General features: G+C 59.9%; 16 protein-coding genes. 12 read left to right on the forward strand and 4 right to left on the reverse strand.

The features are described 5' to 3' along the window. Window positions 1–58 precede the first annotated feature (58 nt). From AC0NIE_RS08085 to AC0NIE_RS08095, 3 genes are read left to right on the forward strand one after another with little or no spacing between them, the layout of a single operon-like run. On the forward strand, window positions 59–1,048 hold the full coding sequence (locus AC0NIE_RS08085) for a phosphatase PAP2 family protein (RefSeq protein WP_473489705.1): 990 nt from the start codon (window positions 59–61) through the stop codon (window positions 1,046–1,048). Window positions 1,049–1,057: 9 nt separating this feature from the next. Further along, window positions 1,058–1,291 (forward strand): hypothetical protein, encoded by a 234-nt coding sequence (locus AC0NIE_RS08090; protein WP_473489706.1) that lies wholly within the window; start codon window positions 1,058–1,060, stop codon window positions 1,289–1,291. 43 nt (window positions 1,292–1,334) lie between these two features. Beyond that, window positions 1,335–2,414 carry an IS630 family transposase gene (locus tag AC0NIE_RS08095; protein ID WP_473490046.1) on the forward strand — a complete coding sequence of 360 codons (1,080 nt, stop codon included), beginning with the start codon at window positions 1,335–1,337 and terminating at the stop codon, window positions 2,412–2,414. Between the two features lie 221 nt (window positions 2,415–2,635). Here AC0NIE_RS08095 and AC0NIE_RS08100 read toward each other — a convergent pair whose 3' ends face one another. Continuing rightward, the gene (locus AC0NIE_RS08100) at window positions 2,636–3,172 is read right to left on the reverse strand and encodes a DnaJ domain-containing protein (protein ID WP_473488053.1); all 537 of its coding nucleotides are present in this window, start codon (window positions 3,170–3,172) and stop codon (window positions 2,636–2,638) included. Between the two features lie 602 nt (window positions 3,173–3,774). Between AC0NIE_RS08100 and AC0NIE_RS08105 the strand changes: the two genes are divergently transcribed. Then, window positions 3,775–4,482 carry an SMI1/KNR4 family protein gene (locus tag AC0NIE_RS08105; protein ID WP_473488054.1) on the forward strand — a complete coding sequence of 236 codons (708 nt, stop codon included), beginning with the start codon at window positions 3,775–3,777 and terminating at the stop codon, window positions 4,480–4,482. 1,071 nt (window positions 4,483–5,553) lie between these two features. Here AC0NIE_RS08105 and AC0NIE_RS08110 read toward each other — a convergent pair. From AC0NIE_RS08110 to AC0NIE_RS08120, 3 genes are all read right to left on the reverse strand, one after another. Beyond that, window positions 5,554–6,801, reverse strand: coding sequence for a tyrosine-type recombinase/integrase (locus AC0NIE_RS08110; protein WP_473488055.1), 1,248 nt, complete (start codon window positions 6,799–6,801; stop codon window positions 5,554–5,556). Window positions 6,802–6,807: 6 nt separating this feature from the next. Continuing rightward, complete coding sequence (locus AC0NIE_RS08115; protein WP_473488056.1) at window positions 6,808–7,251, reverse strand: hypothetical protein; 444 nt, start codon at window positions 7,249–7,251, stop codon at window positions 6,808–6,810. A gap of 424 nt (window positions 7,252–7,675) precedes the next feature. Further along, window positions 7,676–7,876 (reverse strand): hypothetical protein, encoded by a 201-nt coding sequence (locus AC0NIE_RS08120; RefSeq protein WP_473488057.1) that lies wholly within the window; start codon window positions 7,874–7,876, stop codon window positions 7,676–7,678. 50 nt (window positions 7,877–7,926) lie between these two features. Between AC0NIE_RS08120 and AC0NIE_RS08125 the strand changes: the two genes are divergently transcribed. From AC0NIE_RS08125 to AC0NIE_RS08160, 8 genes are all read left to right on the forward strand, one after another. Continuing rightward, a complete protein-coding gene (locus AC0NIE_RS08125) occupies window positions 7,927–8,148 on the forward strand; it encodes a hypothetical protein (protein ID WP_473488058.1) in 222 nt (73 codons plus the stop codon). 83 nt (window positions 8,149–8,231) lie between these two features. Continuing rightward, window positions 8,232–8,780, forward strand: a complete 549-nt coding sequence (locus tag AC0NIE_RS08130) for a hypothetical protein (RefSeq protein WP_473488059.1) — start codon at window positions 8,232–8,234, stop codon at window positions 8,778–8,780. Then, entirely contained in the window at window positions 8,777–9,088 is a 312-nt protein-coding gene (locus AC0NIE_RS08135) for a hypothetical protein (RefSeq protein WP_473488060.1), read from the forward strand. Before AC0NIE_RS08130 ends, AC0NIE_RS08135 begins: the two co-directional genes overlap by 4 nt. Then, on the forward strand, window positions 9,085–11,262 hold the full coding sequence (locus AC0NIE_RS08140; protein WP_473488061.1) for a YfjI family protein: 2,178 nt from the start codon (window positions 9,085–9,087) through the stop codon (window positions 11,260–11,262). The genes AC0NIE_RS08135 and AC0NIE_RS08140 overlap by 4 nt, the downstream gene beginning before the upstream one ends. Window positions 11,263–11,657: 395 nt before the next feature. Continuing rightward, window positions 11,658–12,200 (forward strand): terminase small subunit, encoded by a 543-nt coding sequence (locus AC0NIE_RS08145; protein WP_473488062.1) that lies wholly within the window; start codon window positions 11,658–11,660, stop codon window positions 12,198–12,200. A 194-nt stretch (window positions 12,201–12,394) separates the two neighbouring features. After that, window positions 12,395–13,270: a recombinase family protein gene (locus AC0NIE_RS08150; protein ID WP_473488063.1), complete on the forward strand. Its 876-nt coding sequence runs from the start codon at window positions 12,395–12,397 to the stop codon at window positions 13,268–13,270. 332 nt (window positions 13,271–13,602) lie between these two features. Then, window positions 13,603–14,145 (forward strand): hypothetical protein, encoded by a 543-nt coding sequence (locus AC0NIE_RS08155; RefSeq protein ID WP_473488064.1) that lies wholly within the window; start codon window positions 13,603–13,605, stop codon window positions 14,143–14,145. Then, a complete protein-coding gene (locus AC0NIE_RS08160; RefSeq protein ID WP_473488065.1) occupies window positions 14,145–14,609 on the forward strand; it encodes a hypothetical protein in 465 nt (154 codons plus the stop codon). The genes AC0NIE_RS08155 and AC0NIE_RS08160 overlap by 1 nt, the downstream gene beginning before the upstream one ends. Window positions 14,610–14,653 lie beyond the last annotated feature (44 nt).

Consider the following 14,653-nt stretch of genomic DNA (forward strand, 5'->3'; position numbering starts at 1 on the left):
GCCTTGCGCGCAACCGATAGCGGTGTTTCAATCTGGCGGGTCGTTCAGGGGGCGGGGCATGGAAAACGATAGAAGTCGTTGTCTGATTGCAGTCAGCGTGGTGATTACGATCGTGTTAGCCGTGGTCGACGCGCTCTGGCTGCCGACCTCGACCATTTCGCTCGATCCGGCTGCACTGCGCGTCTACGCCGCCCTGGCGGCGTCGATCGCCCTGCTATGGCTGTGTTTAGTTGCGCTTAGCTACCAGCTTCGCAAGATGCGGTTTCGTTACCGCGACACAATGAGCATGGCTGTGAGCCGTGGTCGAACGTTGGCAGGCGCCATGCTGTTGATGGTCTTTCTGACTGCGGCTTTTGGCATATTTTCGTACCTTGCGAGCGCGACAGACAGGCCGCTCATGGATGCCGATCTGGCGGCCTTCGACGAGTCTCTCGGCTTTCACTGGACAGGCTTTGTCGCCGCTCTCAACTCGAGCCAGCTCGCTGCCTCGGTATTGTCGATGGCCTATGGAAGCATCACAGCGCAGATGCTTGCCGTGCCGGCGGTCCTGGCATTCGCCGGTCGCACACGTCGCCTCCACGAGTTCGTGGCCTTGTATGGGCTGACCGCCTGCTTCACCTGCCTGGTGATGTGGGCAATCCCTGCGGCCGGCACATATGAGTTCTACAGGCCCTCGCCGGAGATATTGAGTTCATTCAGCCCCGGCGCCGGCACGCGTCACCTAGCCCAGCTCTTCGCGCTACGCCGCCTGGAGCCGTTCACGCTCTCGGAAGTCGAAGGACTGGTGACCTTCCCATCGTTTCACGCGGCGATCGGCTTCATCTTCATCTATGCGCTGCGCGGCGTCAGGTTTGTCGCCCTGCCGGCAGCGGCTCTCAATGCGACGATGATCGTGGCGACAATCCCCGAAGGCAGCCACTATCTGGCCGACGTCTTTGCCGGTGGAGCTGCTGCTCTGGCGGCGACTTTGATCGTTCGCGCGGTCGCGACGAAGGAGGCAGGATCGTCGCGGCCTTGGATGTTGCTGCAAAGCCGCCGGCGTGGTTGACTGCACACTATGGAAGAACTGGCTCGCGAAGCACTTCACTGGTCGATCAGCAAGATCAAGACCGATCCGCTGACCTTGGTGCTAGCGGTCTACGTGGTCGGATACCTGCCGGCGTTGCTAACCTCGCTGGTCCTGAGCTTCATCCACGGCAGCGATTTGAACCTGATCGGCGTCTGCTTTCTCGATCTACGACGCCACGATATGGCCGCTGAAGGTTGCCGGCTTCTAGTGTTCCGTCTCTGACGAAAGGATTCCCTTTAGCTCTCTGATGTGCGAGTCAGAGGGCATGTCAACTGAATCGGGCATCCGGTTGTCTCCTGAGGATCGGGCGACGCTGGAAGGTTGGGTGGCGGACCGCAACTCGCCACAGAAATGGGTTTGGCGGGCGCGGATCGTGCTGTTGTGGGCGGGCGGCGACGGCGTCACCGCGATTGTACGGGCGACCGGCAAAACCAAGCGAACCGCCTATCGCTGGCGTGATCGTTACGTTGCGTGCGGCATTGAGGGGCTGAAGCGGGATGCCAGCCGGCCGAGCCGCAAGCCGCCGCTTTCGGCCGAGGTGATCAAGCGTGTGGTGGATATGACGCTGCATCAGAAGCCGCCGGCGGGCACCCATTGGTCGGTGCGCAAGCTCGCCAAGGTGGTTGGGCTCAGCCCGTCGAGCGTGCAGCGCATCTGGGCAGCGCACGGGCTGAAGCCGCATCTGATCAAAAAATTCAAGCTGTCCAATGACAAGGCGTTCGTCGAGAAGGTCCAGGACGTCGTCGGCCTTTATCTCAACCCGCCGGACAAAGCCCTGGTGCTTTGCGTCGACGAGAAGAGCCAAATCCAGGCGCTCGACCGCACGCAGCCGGGGCTGCCCATCAAGAAGGGGCGGGCCGGCACGATGACCCATGACTACAAGCGCAACGGCACCACGACACTGTTTGCCGCCCTCAACGTGGCCACCGGCAAGGTCATCGGCGAATGCATGCCGCGACACCGCCACCAGGAGTTCCTGCGCTTCCTGCGTACGATCGATCGCAACACGCCCAAGCACTTCGCCCTGGATTTGGTGGTCGACAACTACGCCACCCACAAGCATCCCAAGGTCAAAGCCTGGCTTGCCCGGCATAAGCGCTTCCGCCTCCACTTCACCCCGACCTCTGCCTCCTGGCTGAACCAGGTCGAGCGCTTCTTCGGGCTCATCACCGACGACGCCATCCGCCGCGGCGTCTTTCGCAGCGTGACCGATCTGACGATCGCGATCGAGGCCTACCTGGAGCATCACAATGCCGACCCCAAACCCTTCATCTGGACCGCCAAGGCTGCTGACATCCTTGAAAAGGTCGCACGAGGGCGTCGAGTGTTAGAGTCACAACACTAGGCCCCGATGTGAGACCCGAAGTCTGCCGCGAGAGCGTCCTGTTGAGGCGATTCCGGGCCGGAGTTCAGGCCAGGGCTTTGCAGCGTCTCATTCAGGCCAGCGAGAAGCGCCGGCGTGCGCGAGGCGCTTCGGCGGTGTTAGGAGAGCGGCCAGCCGGAACGCGCGCTGGTGGGGCTCCTAAGGGCTAATCAAAGGGGCACTGGCACGCGAGCTTCCACTCGTCAGCCTGTATGATTCAGTAGTCTGGTGGAGGTGTCACGACGATGTCCGGTATTGGCGCGATCGATGCCTTCTACGGTAATCGCGAACATTCCGTTTTCGACCCTTCCTATCCAACCTTTTGCTTTTAGATACCAGAGATGAAATTCCAGATGTTCACGCGGACAGCCCGACATGCGTTCGAGTTCTTCATCGCCAATGCCAGGATTGTTGACGTCTTGTCGGCGTTTGACATAAAGTAGCGAGAGCAGTTTGGCCTGAATGACGCCGTCCCGTTCGATTCCTTTAGTGTTGCTGACTTCCTCAATCAACTCGAGGCGAAGTTTCAAATGGTCTTTATACTGAATGTCGTACTGCACGCGTTTGACCGGATCTTTGAGAGTATTATGGGCCTCCGCGATTTCACTGAAGCGTGATGCATCGCCGGTGTCCTGATTGTCGGGATGGTAGCGCATAGCAAAATAACGAAATACCCGTTCTATCGTTTCCGAGTTGGCGTTCGGGCTGATTTCCAGGAGTTCGTAGTAGTCAATGAACAAAGTGGTGCTCCCACAACAACGCTATTGCGCACACAGTCGAGAGAACGTCGCCGGAGTGTCTTGCGGTCATAGCCAGAAATCCGCGCTTGCGGGTTTCTACTCGCTCAATTCGTGGCATTAGTCCCCCTCCCGTTTTGCAGATACTAGCGCGCAAGCTTCGCCCCTGCAAAGGGCTGCTCTCATTCCGGTCATCCGCCGATATACGTCGGCGATCGTTCTCTCCAGTCGGGATCACTGATGCCCGCCTGGTAGTCTTCGTGCACCGATCCGATTTCGATTGACGGATCGTCTTCCAAGGCTCGAACTGCCCTCACAATGAGTCGCTATCGGTGATCTCTGGTATAAGTGTCTGCTATGAAGATAATCATGGACAACCGTTACCCGCCAGACTCGGACTTCGTCTGAATGGCGGCAAACGAATTCGGGCCGAGACCTGCGATGCCTTCAGGGCTTGTGTGGCGGCGCCGATCAATCGCGCCGGAATGTCCGTGATGGATCGGAGCAGGCGCAATGTGCTGATCGGTGCGTCTATCTTCGGAGCCCTGAGCCTTGCGGGGCTGCTTCCTACCATGTGCGCAAGGCGGCAAAGGACAAAATCCCCCATGGCCGAAACCAGTCGTCCCAAACGGCCGCCGGGACAGGCGAAGCCGTTGCTGGAGGAAGATATCGCGCCGGTGCTTGCGCGCCTTGATGCCTGGTATGCTGCCCATCTGCCGCCAGACAAATATGTGTTCAATCCGCCGGCCACGGACGCGCAACTGGATGCGTTCGAGCGCCTGATCGGCCTCAAGATGCCGCGCGCCTATCGCGACCTATACCGATGGCACGACGGCGAGAACGACGACCGTCGGGGCCATATCTATGGGCATCCGCTGCTGCCGCTGCATCAGGCGGGGGCGCAATGGAAAGCCTGGGTCGATGTGCTCGCCGATTTCGGCGGCAATCGCTATGAAATTCCCGGAGGGGCGTGGCCTGAACACGCGGTTGACCCGGCCTATATCAATCCGCGCTGGATACCGCTGACCCATGATGGTTCAGGTAATCATATCGGTCTCGATTTCGATCCCTGGCCCAGCGGTCGCGTCGGCCAGGTCATCCTCTTTGGGCGCGACGAAGACGTGAAGGCGGTGCTTGCGGAATCCCTTGGCAAGTTCCTCGAGTGGATCGCCGGTCTGCTGGAAAGCGGCAATTTCAGATTGGAAGCGGCGGAAGAGCCAGTGCTGCGCCGGTTCCGATTGAAAGCCCCCCCATCAAACGACTTCCACGAAGGCGCACGAAGCCTTCTGGGCGTACCTGGCCCCTTCCTATGACGGCACGTATTTCGGTGACCTTCGGCACGCTTCGCTTCAGGACTTCTGGGACGAAAGCTAGCGCGCCCTTCTGCCACTCGGCGCCGTCTGGTTGAGCATTCATGAGATTTGAGGTCTATTAAGGGCGCCTTACATTGAAGGCGGGGAGTCTGATGCACAACGTCTACAATGACATCCACGCCTATGACGACATCCAATCGTTGGTCAACAGAGAACCGATTTGGTGGGATAGATACGGTGTGCCGCGCTATGTCCCTTTCCGTCCAGGCGGGTCCAGCAGAGAATGCGTCCTCGTATTGGCTCGGGCTCGCGGTGGTCCCGAATACCTACAACTGATATGCGGCTATACCGAGCAATTCGAAAGAGCCGAACAAATTATCCGACGCCAGTTTCTTCCGATAGGAGAACCACCAGCAGGTCTGCACACGCCAAGAACGGCGATGTGAGCGCAGTGGGAATTAAGGTGCTGGAATATTGGCGGCGCGAAACACCGTTGCAGCAGTGGCAGCGGTTACCGGAATTTGAAATCGACCTGATCGATTGAGGCAGCTCCGGAGGTGCGCAAGGTAGGCGCTTGCTATGACCATTACGATCAGGAATATAATCCTCCCCGTTGCTAAGCGTGGTGATCCCGACAGGAATCGAACCTGTGACCTACAGATTAGGAAGCTTCCTTAACTCCTTACGTTGCAAGCTATAGAGACCGTCATGTCGCATTCATGTCGCATGAGTGCGATTTGCCGTCGCCCTATCTATAAAAAATTTTGCAATCCTCAGCGTTCCCTCGCCACGATTGCTATAACGTGGTCATGGAAGCCTAGGAGCATTACAGATGAAGTATCGGCATTTGCCCACCGGGCGCATCGTAACCGTCCACACTGGAGAGGACGGCTTCGCGAGAGCGGTAGGCTATATTCCTGGAGATAAGCGCTGGAAGGCGACGGAACACCAGCGGCGTGTTACGGAGGATCAAGCCCATGCCGTTATCGCGAGGAAGGAACTGTACATAGCGATGGACGTGGGGACCGGAAGTCGGTCCTTGCTTCATAGCATTACGCTAGAGCCCGTACCCTAATTGAGCAGGGCCGCTTCTGCGGTGGCCAACTCAGAGGCGTCGTCGGTACGTGGGAACAGGTGCGAATAGGTATCCATCGTCAGGGCTATCGTCGAGTGGCCAAGGCGCTCCTGTACCGATTTCGGGGGCAGGCCGAGCCCGCCGTCCTCCTTCCGGTTGATCAGCCAGCTTGCATAGAAGTGCCGGAGCGAATGGAAGCCGGTGTACTTCGCGCGCATGACCGGCTCTCCGTTTCTGCCGCTCTCCCCGTTGGCGACCGACACGCCCACCTTGACCTGGGCCGGAAAGAATCCACGCTGCATGATGTTCGACAGGCTCTCGACGTTGCCTTGACCATTCGGGAAGACAAGCTGCGCGGGCCTCATCTCCTCGATCACCGGATCGCCTTCGACGTCCTTCTCCCCGGTGCGCGGTCTCGGGCACGAAAGGCGCCATTCGCGTAGCGTGTTCACGACCAGCGGGGACATCGGCACAGTGCGCTCGCCGGCTTCCGACTTCGGCTTGCCGATATCATTGAAGCGATCGGCGCGCTGCCTGACATGAATCTCGCGTTTCTCTAGATCGACATCCTGCCAGCGAAGGCCGCGCAATTCCGAGGCGCGCAGGCCGGTGAAGATCGCCGTCAGCAGCAATGGTCGCCATCGGCCGTCTAGCGCGACGACAATGGCCTTGATCTCCTCACGCGTCGGGATGTCCACACCTACCTTCAGCTTGCCCTTCTGCCGCTTCTCCCGTCGCCTGTCGCGCCCCTTCTGGCGTGTACGCGCTTTCTCCCTCACCGCGTTGCGAATCACGAGTCCGCGCTCCTGCGCATCGGCCAGAAGAGATCCGAGGCTCACCAGCACCTTGCGGACCATCGAGAGGGAGCGGCCGGCGTCCAAAAGCTTATCTTCGAAGTCGCGCACGGCCGGCACGATCAGCCGGGATAGTAGCGTTTCGCCGAGGAACGGCACGATATGGAGATCAAGGTGCTGCCGATACTGGACCAGCGTCCCTCGCTCGACCCGGCGCCCTGCCGCCTTGATCCATTTCTCTCCGGCTTCCTTCACCGTAGCGCTGGCGCTGTCGGCGACGTGCACGCCTTCCCGAATCTCCACATCGGCCTTGCTGGCGAAAGCGTCGGCGTCCTTCTTCTTGGCGAAGGTCTTTAGGCGGCGGATACCCTTGCCGTCCAGGTAATCGACGACCCATGCCTCCTTTTCGAGGCCCTTGGCCGTTTTCCATTTGCGCTTGCGGATCGACATGGAGGATCAGATTCCCGGGTCTCGGATGGTGCCATCCATCGAGCGAAGTATTCCCTCATCGAGACCGTCTTTGTTCAACCTCGTCATTGCGAGCGGATTCGCGGGGTTCTTAACAATGGTGGCTTTGCCATCAATATGTACGGTGACTTCCTCACCCGTCGTCAGTGTGAACTCGATGCGGTCGAGTTCCATGCGCAGTGTCGAAAGTCGCGGATGACCCATCAGGACATCCTTGGCAACGTCGGCCAGCAGCCGCGTTTCCTTCAGCCGGTCCTGAAAGCGATGGGTGATCGAAAGAGCCGTATCGTGGTTTTTCAGGGCTTCGTCCAGAAGCCTCCGTACAACCTCGGCCTCTGACGCCAGTCCCGTTTGCTCCTGATAAGCCGCAATTCGATCCGCCAACTCGCGCGGCAGCATATAGACACGCCGCTCAGTCTTTCCCTTGTCCATTTGCATATGCTCCAACTGTCTGCCAATCATTTGCATATTAATGTTGCAAATGCAAGAGGGTCATTGTTAGTGACATTAAATTTGGGCATCTACCATTGACAAGCATCTTGACCAAGTCAAAATGACAAGTGTCTCCATCGAGGAGAAATCGAGGAAGGGAGAGCGACTCAATGGCAAATATTGACTTGATCTGGGGCGCCGCGGCTATCGCGCGCGAGATCAACCGGACCCCGCGCCAAACCTACTGGCTCCTTGAATCCGGGAAGCTGCGGCGAAGAAGATCGGTGACCAATGGGTCATCGAGCGCGGGAAGCTGCATACCGCCCTTGTTGGCGAAGCTGCCTCGGATACGGAGGTCGCGTGAGCCATGACCTCCAACGCGAAACCGCCCGCGCTGGGGCTGCGGGCGGCTCGAGAATGTGATCTAGCGGGCGGCGAGATCAACCACAGACATAGCCAATCTGCTTTCAATTTGCAAGCGGTGCAGGGACGGCCAGCGCGTACCGTCATAATGCACGATCTCGATCGCCTCGCCGCTGAGCAGCTCGTAACCGTCATAGACGCGCTTTCCAGTAAGCGGGCCGTTCTCACCGATCTTGCGGCGGCACTGATACGTCGGTGCCATCTGTGCAGTGGCAGGAACGAGAGAATGCTGGCGCCGGTGCGGAGGGGCTGATGGGCGACATCATTCATTTTCGCCGCTTGCAGTCTGCCAATGATTCCGGCGATGACCCCACTCTGGCCGCGATGCTTTTGTTCGCCGACGATCTCCTCTGGATGCTCCCCGACCTGCCCGGCCAGACCATCGTAGCCATGGCGGCAATAGTTTTACTCGACCAGTTCCGCGACGAGCTTCCGGATGATGTGGTCGCGGCCCTCGAGGTTTGCCGCAGATGAGCACCAATGTCTGTGCCGTTGACGAAATCGGGGTCGGCCGGCGCGAGGCCGGCCGCGGCGGCAAAGGATGGAGGGGCTGAGCGATGGGTCGGCTCAACCGGAAATTCGCCCCCGTTCCGCGCGACTTCTACGTGACGCCGGCAAGCGCGGTGCCGTCGCTGCTGCGATGGCTGGAGCCACAAACTCTGTTCTGCGATCCGACCGCGGGTAACGGTGCATTGATCGACCACCTTTCCGCGCATGGGCATCGCTGCGTCGCCGCCTTCGACCTTTCTCCGGGCCGGGAGGACATTGTCGAGCGAGACGCACTGACGCTCTCCGAAAGAGAGGTCGACGACGCGGACATGCTCATTACAAACTTGCCTTGGTCGCATCCAGTTTTTTCGAACCTCATTCGGCACCTGATGGCGCTCAGGCCGCTGTGGACGCTGGCACCGGCGCGTTGGGCGCACGCTGCGCGCTCGGCGGCGCTGGTGAGCCACTGCAGCCATATTCTCTGCGTCCCGCGCTTGAAGTGGTTTCCGGATAGCCTGCATGCGCACACGCAGGACACCGTCTGGCTTCGGTTCGATGAGAGCCACCAGGGCGGACCTCACTTATATCCGCGTGAAAGAGAAGGATGGCGGCAATGATCGACTTTGCCGCCATCAACAATGCCGCGCTCCCGGTCTTGCCATTACTGCTGGAGCGGTGGGCGCCCGATGGCCACACGCTGGGCCGCGAGTATGTCGTCCGGAACCCGACGCGGAAAGACCGCCGCATAGGCTCGTTCCGGATCAACCTCGTCACAGGTCGCTGGGCTGACTTCGCGACTGGAGACGCGGGCGGCGATGTCATCTCGCTGGCGGCCTACCTCCATAACCTCAGCCAAGGAGACGCGGCGAGGCGCATCGGCCACATGCTTGCCGTTTCACAACGAGGGCGAGGGACGCGGCCATGAGCGATCCTTTCGCCCCGCTCGGCGACGAGCCGATCCGCACGGTTCCGCCCAAGGATCAATGGATGCCGATCCTTCCGATTCCCGACGACGCCCCGGCGCTCGCGACAGTGATGATGGAGCGTTTCCAGCCTGCTGGAGCCTCGTTCACAGCCCGTTGGGCTTATCGCGACTTGCAGGGCAGATTGCTTGGCCACATGGTGCGATACGATCACGTGGCCGATGGTGCGGCGCCGAAGAAGGAGTTCCGGCCCTTCACTTACTGCGAGGGACCGGACGGCAAGCGAGAGTGGCGATGCAAGGGTTTTCCCCAGCCAAGGCCCCTATATGGGCTTGATCGCCTCGCATTACGGCTGGATGCAACGGTAATCGTCACCGAGGGAGAGAAAGCGGCAGACGGCGGTGGCGGACGCTTTCCTGCCTTTGTATTCATCTCCCCGCCCAACGGTTCGAACGCCGCCAAGAAGGCCGAATGGAGCCCGCTTGCAGGCCGCAGGGTTATCATCTGGCCTGATGCCGATAAGTCCGGCGCTGCCTTTGCCGAGGACGTGGCCGAGATGCTCCGCCAGGCGAGAGCGGCATCGGTGCGTGTGGTCAACCTGATGGACGGCTTGCCCGATGGCTGGGACTTGGCCGACGATCTGCCAGACGGTCTTGACGAGGCTGACCTCGCCGCCATGCTGGCCGCGGCGGAAGCCGTTACTGACGGCTGGCAAGACATTCAGCCGATCGTCTCCACGCTGCCGCCCGTCCCGCCCCTTACCCGTGAAATGCTACCCGCTGCCATTTGCGCCTATGTCTTCGACATCTCCGAACGGCAGCAGGCGGCGCCAGATTTCGCGGCGGTAGCCGCCTTGTGTGCCGCAGCCGCCGTGGTCGGCAACCGCGTTCTTATCGCACCAAAGCAGAAGGACAACTGGGAAGAAGCTCCGAACATATGGGGTGTCCTCATCGGTCCGCCCAGCGTGGGTAAGACGCCTTCCTTGAAGGCAGCATTGGGGCCAGTTTACGCTATCCAGGACCTCATGCGCGAAGCCTGGCAGCAAGGGGTAAAGCTTTCGGACGTGGATGAGATGCTGGCCGACCTCAGCAAGAAAGACGTCGAAGCAAAAGCCAAGCAGGCCATCAAAAAAGGTAATCGCGACGAGGCCAAGAACCTCCTGGCCCGCATTTCAAACGATGACAAGGAAGGCAAACAGTCCTGTCCCCGCCTCGTCGTCAATGACGCCACCGTAGAAAAGCTGGGCGAGCTGCTAAAGGAAAACCCTCGCGGCCTGCTCCACATCCGCGACGAGCTTTCAGGCCTGCTCGCTCGTCTGGAAAAAGATGAGTTCCAGGCCGAGCGAGCGTTTTACCTGGAATGCTACAACGGTCTGGGCAGTTACATTTTTGACCGGATTAGCCGAGGCACGATCCACATTCAGAAATGCACCCTCAGCATCATCGGTGGCATCCAGCCCTCAAGATTGGCGCCGATAGTTCGCGCCGCGACTACCGGTTCCAACAATGACGGCCTGATCCAGCGCTTCCAACTGGCTGTATGGCCCGACCCATTTCCTGAATGGAGATGGGTCGACCAGCATCCCAGCCGCTCGGCGCGTGAAGCCTACGAATCCTCCTTCCAGCAACTTGACGAGGATCCGCTTGGCAGCACGGACAACCCTACTGTCTACCGCTTCTCAGCTGCCGCACAAGACATGTTCCGGCACTGGATCGAAGAGCTTCACGCCGAGGTCCGCAACGGCCAGCACTCCGAAATCATGCAGAGCCACCTTATGAAGCTGCCAACGTCCATAGCTCGTCTGGCCCTGCTGTTCGAGTTGATCGACGGCGGCCGTTTCGAGGTTGGGCAGAAAGCAACTGCAATGGCGCTTACCTGGGCCAAATATCTGCGCGGGCACGCCAACCGCATCTATGGGGCAGGTGCTGCGATGGCCGAGGATGGGGCGAGGCTCATCATCGAGCGGCGTGACCAGTTGCCTGCGGAGTTCAGCTTAAGAGACGTCCAGCGCAAGAACTGGGCAGGCCTGTCCGACCGCGACGCAGTGTTGGCGGCGATCGAGCTTCTGGTGACGACCAACCATTGCCGAGAGCTCCCCAGGCCTACCGGATCGGCAGGCGGAAGGCCGACATCAGCATTCGAGTGGAACCCCAGGCTGGAAGGAGCAACGACCTGAAGAAATTCAAATCCGGCCAAGGAAGGCACTGACAAAACCGACAAAACCCTCGTCCGGTGGAGGTTTTGTCAGTTTTGTCACCCCCTTGTTTTGAGAGTTTCAATTTTTTTGGAGCCGACGATGACGAAACGGCGAAGCTGGACCTGCCCGAAATGCAGGCGCACGACATACCACGCCGATGATATCCGCCGGCGCTACTGTCCGTGGTGCAACGATCCCGACGACGATCGCCGGCCTCGCCCGCGACACCCCAGGCCATTACCGCCATGCTCGCCACAGCCAGAAAAGGAGGAGGAATTCGCATGACAACGACATTGTGCAGTGATCTCGGGCAAGTTGCGCCCGGACCGTGAGGTGGCAGCCGGTCGCGCATTGCGCTACTATTGGCTATGCCGATGCTTCAAAACCCGCGCCATGAAGCCTTTGCCCAAGCCCTAGCCAAGGGTAAGACACGAGCTGAAGCCTATGTTGAGGTTGGCTATAAGCCGTCGGAGCCGCATGCCTCGCGTCTGGCAAGTAATGGCAAGGTTGTCGCTCGCGTGACTGAGCTGCTCGGAAGGGCTGCCGAGAGGGCCATCGTGACCATCGAAAGCATCGCTCGCCAACTAGATGAGGATCGCCAGCTTGCCCGTGAACTGGGGCAGGCGGCCGCTGCCGTGAACGCCACAATGTCAAAGGCGAAACTCTACGGTCTGGTCACCGACCGCCACGAGGTGGAGACCTCCCTGCGCAAGCCGATGCGCGAGCCTGGAGCGGTCCGGCAAATGTCGCTGCAGGAGTGGGAGGAGCAGTTCAAGCCGAAGACGTCAGTACCGCAGGCCAGCGACGGCGAGCCCGCCTCCCAACCTGAGAAGACGGAGCCGGAGGCCGAGATTGGGATCCTCGAAACCATACGGCGGGCCAAGGCGGCCGGACAGGTGAAGTCGGGTTCGACTTAAATGTCGCTTGGATATCCTTGAGAATGCCCCGCAAAGCCTGCTCAGGGGCCGTAGAGGCCCATTCGGGCCGGGCCGTTGTTGTGCGGCCTCAGCGGGCGCTGATTCCCCTGCGAGCGCTTGACTTTCGGCGGTTCTGAAGGCATCAATTTTTATCAATTGCTCAAGCAATTGATATGGATGTCAGGCTGTACCCCATGCAAGACAAGGATTTAATCAAGGCTGTCGCCTATCTGCGAACTTCATCTGCAGCCAATGTCGGCTCAGACAAGGACAGCGAGCGGCGGCAGCGCGAGGCCATCGAGGCATTCGCCCGCTCGGCTGGCTACGAGATCGTTGAAAGCTACTATGACGCGGCAGTCAGCGGTGCCGATGCGGTGACGACGCGGCCGGGCTTCTCGGCGATGCTGGAACGACTGCTGTCGAATGGCGTGCGCACGATCCTAGTCGAGACCGCCTCCCGCTTTGCCCGCGACCTCATCGTTCAGGAAACCGGCCACGAGATGTTGAAGGCGCGTGGTATCGAGTTGATCGCCGTCGATAGCCCGGACAGCTTCGTGGCCGACACGCCGACGGCGCGGCTGATCCGGCAGGTGCTCGGCGCGGTTTCGGAATTCGAAAAGGCAATGCTGGTCGAGAAGCTTCGCGGTGCCCGCGAGCGCAAGCGGCGCGAGACGGGCCGGAAGGTCGGCGGCCGCAGGAACTATTCCGAGATCGCGGGCGGGCCGGAACTGATCGCGCTGGCAAAGAAGCTGCACCGCTATCCGGTCAACGGCCGGCGGCGGACACTGGCCGAGATTGCGAAAGCGCTGGCCGGGGCAGGGTATCTGTCGAGCGCCGGCACGGCCTACACGCCGACTGCGGTGAAACGCATGGTGAGCGTGAAGGCGGACAAGACCCCGGCGCCGCGAAAGGTCGAGCCCGAAATCCCTGCGCATCAGCCAGCCGCCGCGCTTCCAGCCGATGCGGATGACGTGTCTGAGGCGGTGGCGAAGACAAGGCGCGAGACCGAGGCACTGCGGGAGTATCGGGCCAAGCTAGAATGGGAGACCAACGAGTTGCTGAGGCGCTGACAGCAGCCTTAGCGAGGAACACCCTTTCCTTGCCCTGGCACGGCCGCAGCGAGGCAACTTCTGAGGCCATGTCACGCTTCCCCCTGGCCCAGAGATACCCGTCACGTTTTTCTCGTCTCGGAACGGCTCTGATGCGGGCATTCGTCTGGTCGCCGCCTGCGCCACCCCTCCCGGCTTGCCCGAAGGCCGGGGCCGGGTGGCCTGCAGGGGCCCCAGTTCCCGGCACACGCGCCAGTTTCGGAGCCATTTTACTGCACGGATAGCGTGTCGCTCACGCAATCGACTTTCAGTAAGCTTTCTGCTTTATCTGTATGAGATCTGGGGGGTACGAAATGCGTCTGTTTGTTCTCTTTCTTTCAATCGTGGTCGCAGGGTCCGAAGTCTTGGCACAGGAGACGCAAGCGGAAAACGGTCCTGTTATAATACCGGAGCGGCTGCAGCAGCTTGCGACCCAGTATCCCGTTGCTGACAGGCTTGGCGTAAATTGGCAGAAGGCCAGCACTGCTGACATAACAAAGTACATTGGATTTCTGGCGTCGACAGCCGTTTTGGCCAACCAGATGGCTAAGGGCAATGATCGCTCTGCACCAACCGACAACGACTTTCTTGCCGCGTTAGCAATTCAATGTATCTGGCCGCCAAATAAGCCGCCCTTTGTCGAAAAGTACTGGCCCGCCCAGATCGCCGCTTTCTACGACGAGAGCGTTCGCAACGCCTTACGCGAAGCCATTGGCCCTGTCGGATGGGATACTCCGGCGCTTATCGGAAAATACGGCAAGGACCAGTTCGCCGCCGAGGGTGGGTTCCTGCCCTTAAAGGAAAATGAGTATTTCAACCAAGTTTTCGACCCACGACAGTTACCTGGTGCTCAGTGATGGCGTCTTTCGGGGCGTCTCTTGTCGATGCAATACGCTCCTGGCCGTTGGTCGAAGCGGCAGTGTTTACCTTCTGGCTGATGAGCGTTCTGGCTGCTTGGCGCAATGCTGAGGGCCCTAAAGAGGATGACGTTAGTGAAAGACAACTCGGAGCCGATGTCATCCTCGCTCAGCTAAATGGCGTGATCACCGGCAGTTCAATCATCATTGCAGGCGTCGGTGCCTTCATCGCGATAAGCAATGGAGTGTTGCCCCCCACGTCATGGCATTTCGTGTGGGCTGCATGGTACTCGATCCTCGCAATGGGCTTGGCGATGTACACACTAGGAACTCTGCCGTCTCGTGCACCCATCGAAAACGTCGTTCGGTCGAAGGAAGTGGCTGTGCTCTGTTCGATGGCGCTCTTTTTTGCCTTGGCGGGTGGCGTGAGGTTCGCGTTGGGAGCAATCGCATCGATTGGATAAGGCCACCGTGCGGTCGTCGAAGCACCCATAGGAGCGCACCGCGC

The organism is Mesorhizobium sp. WSM4842 (genome assembly GCF_055901575.1).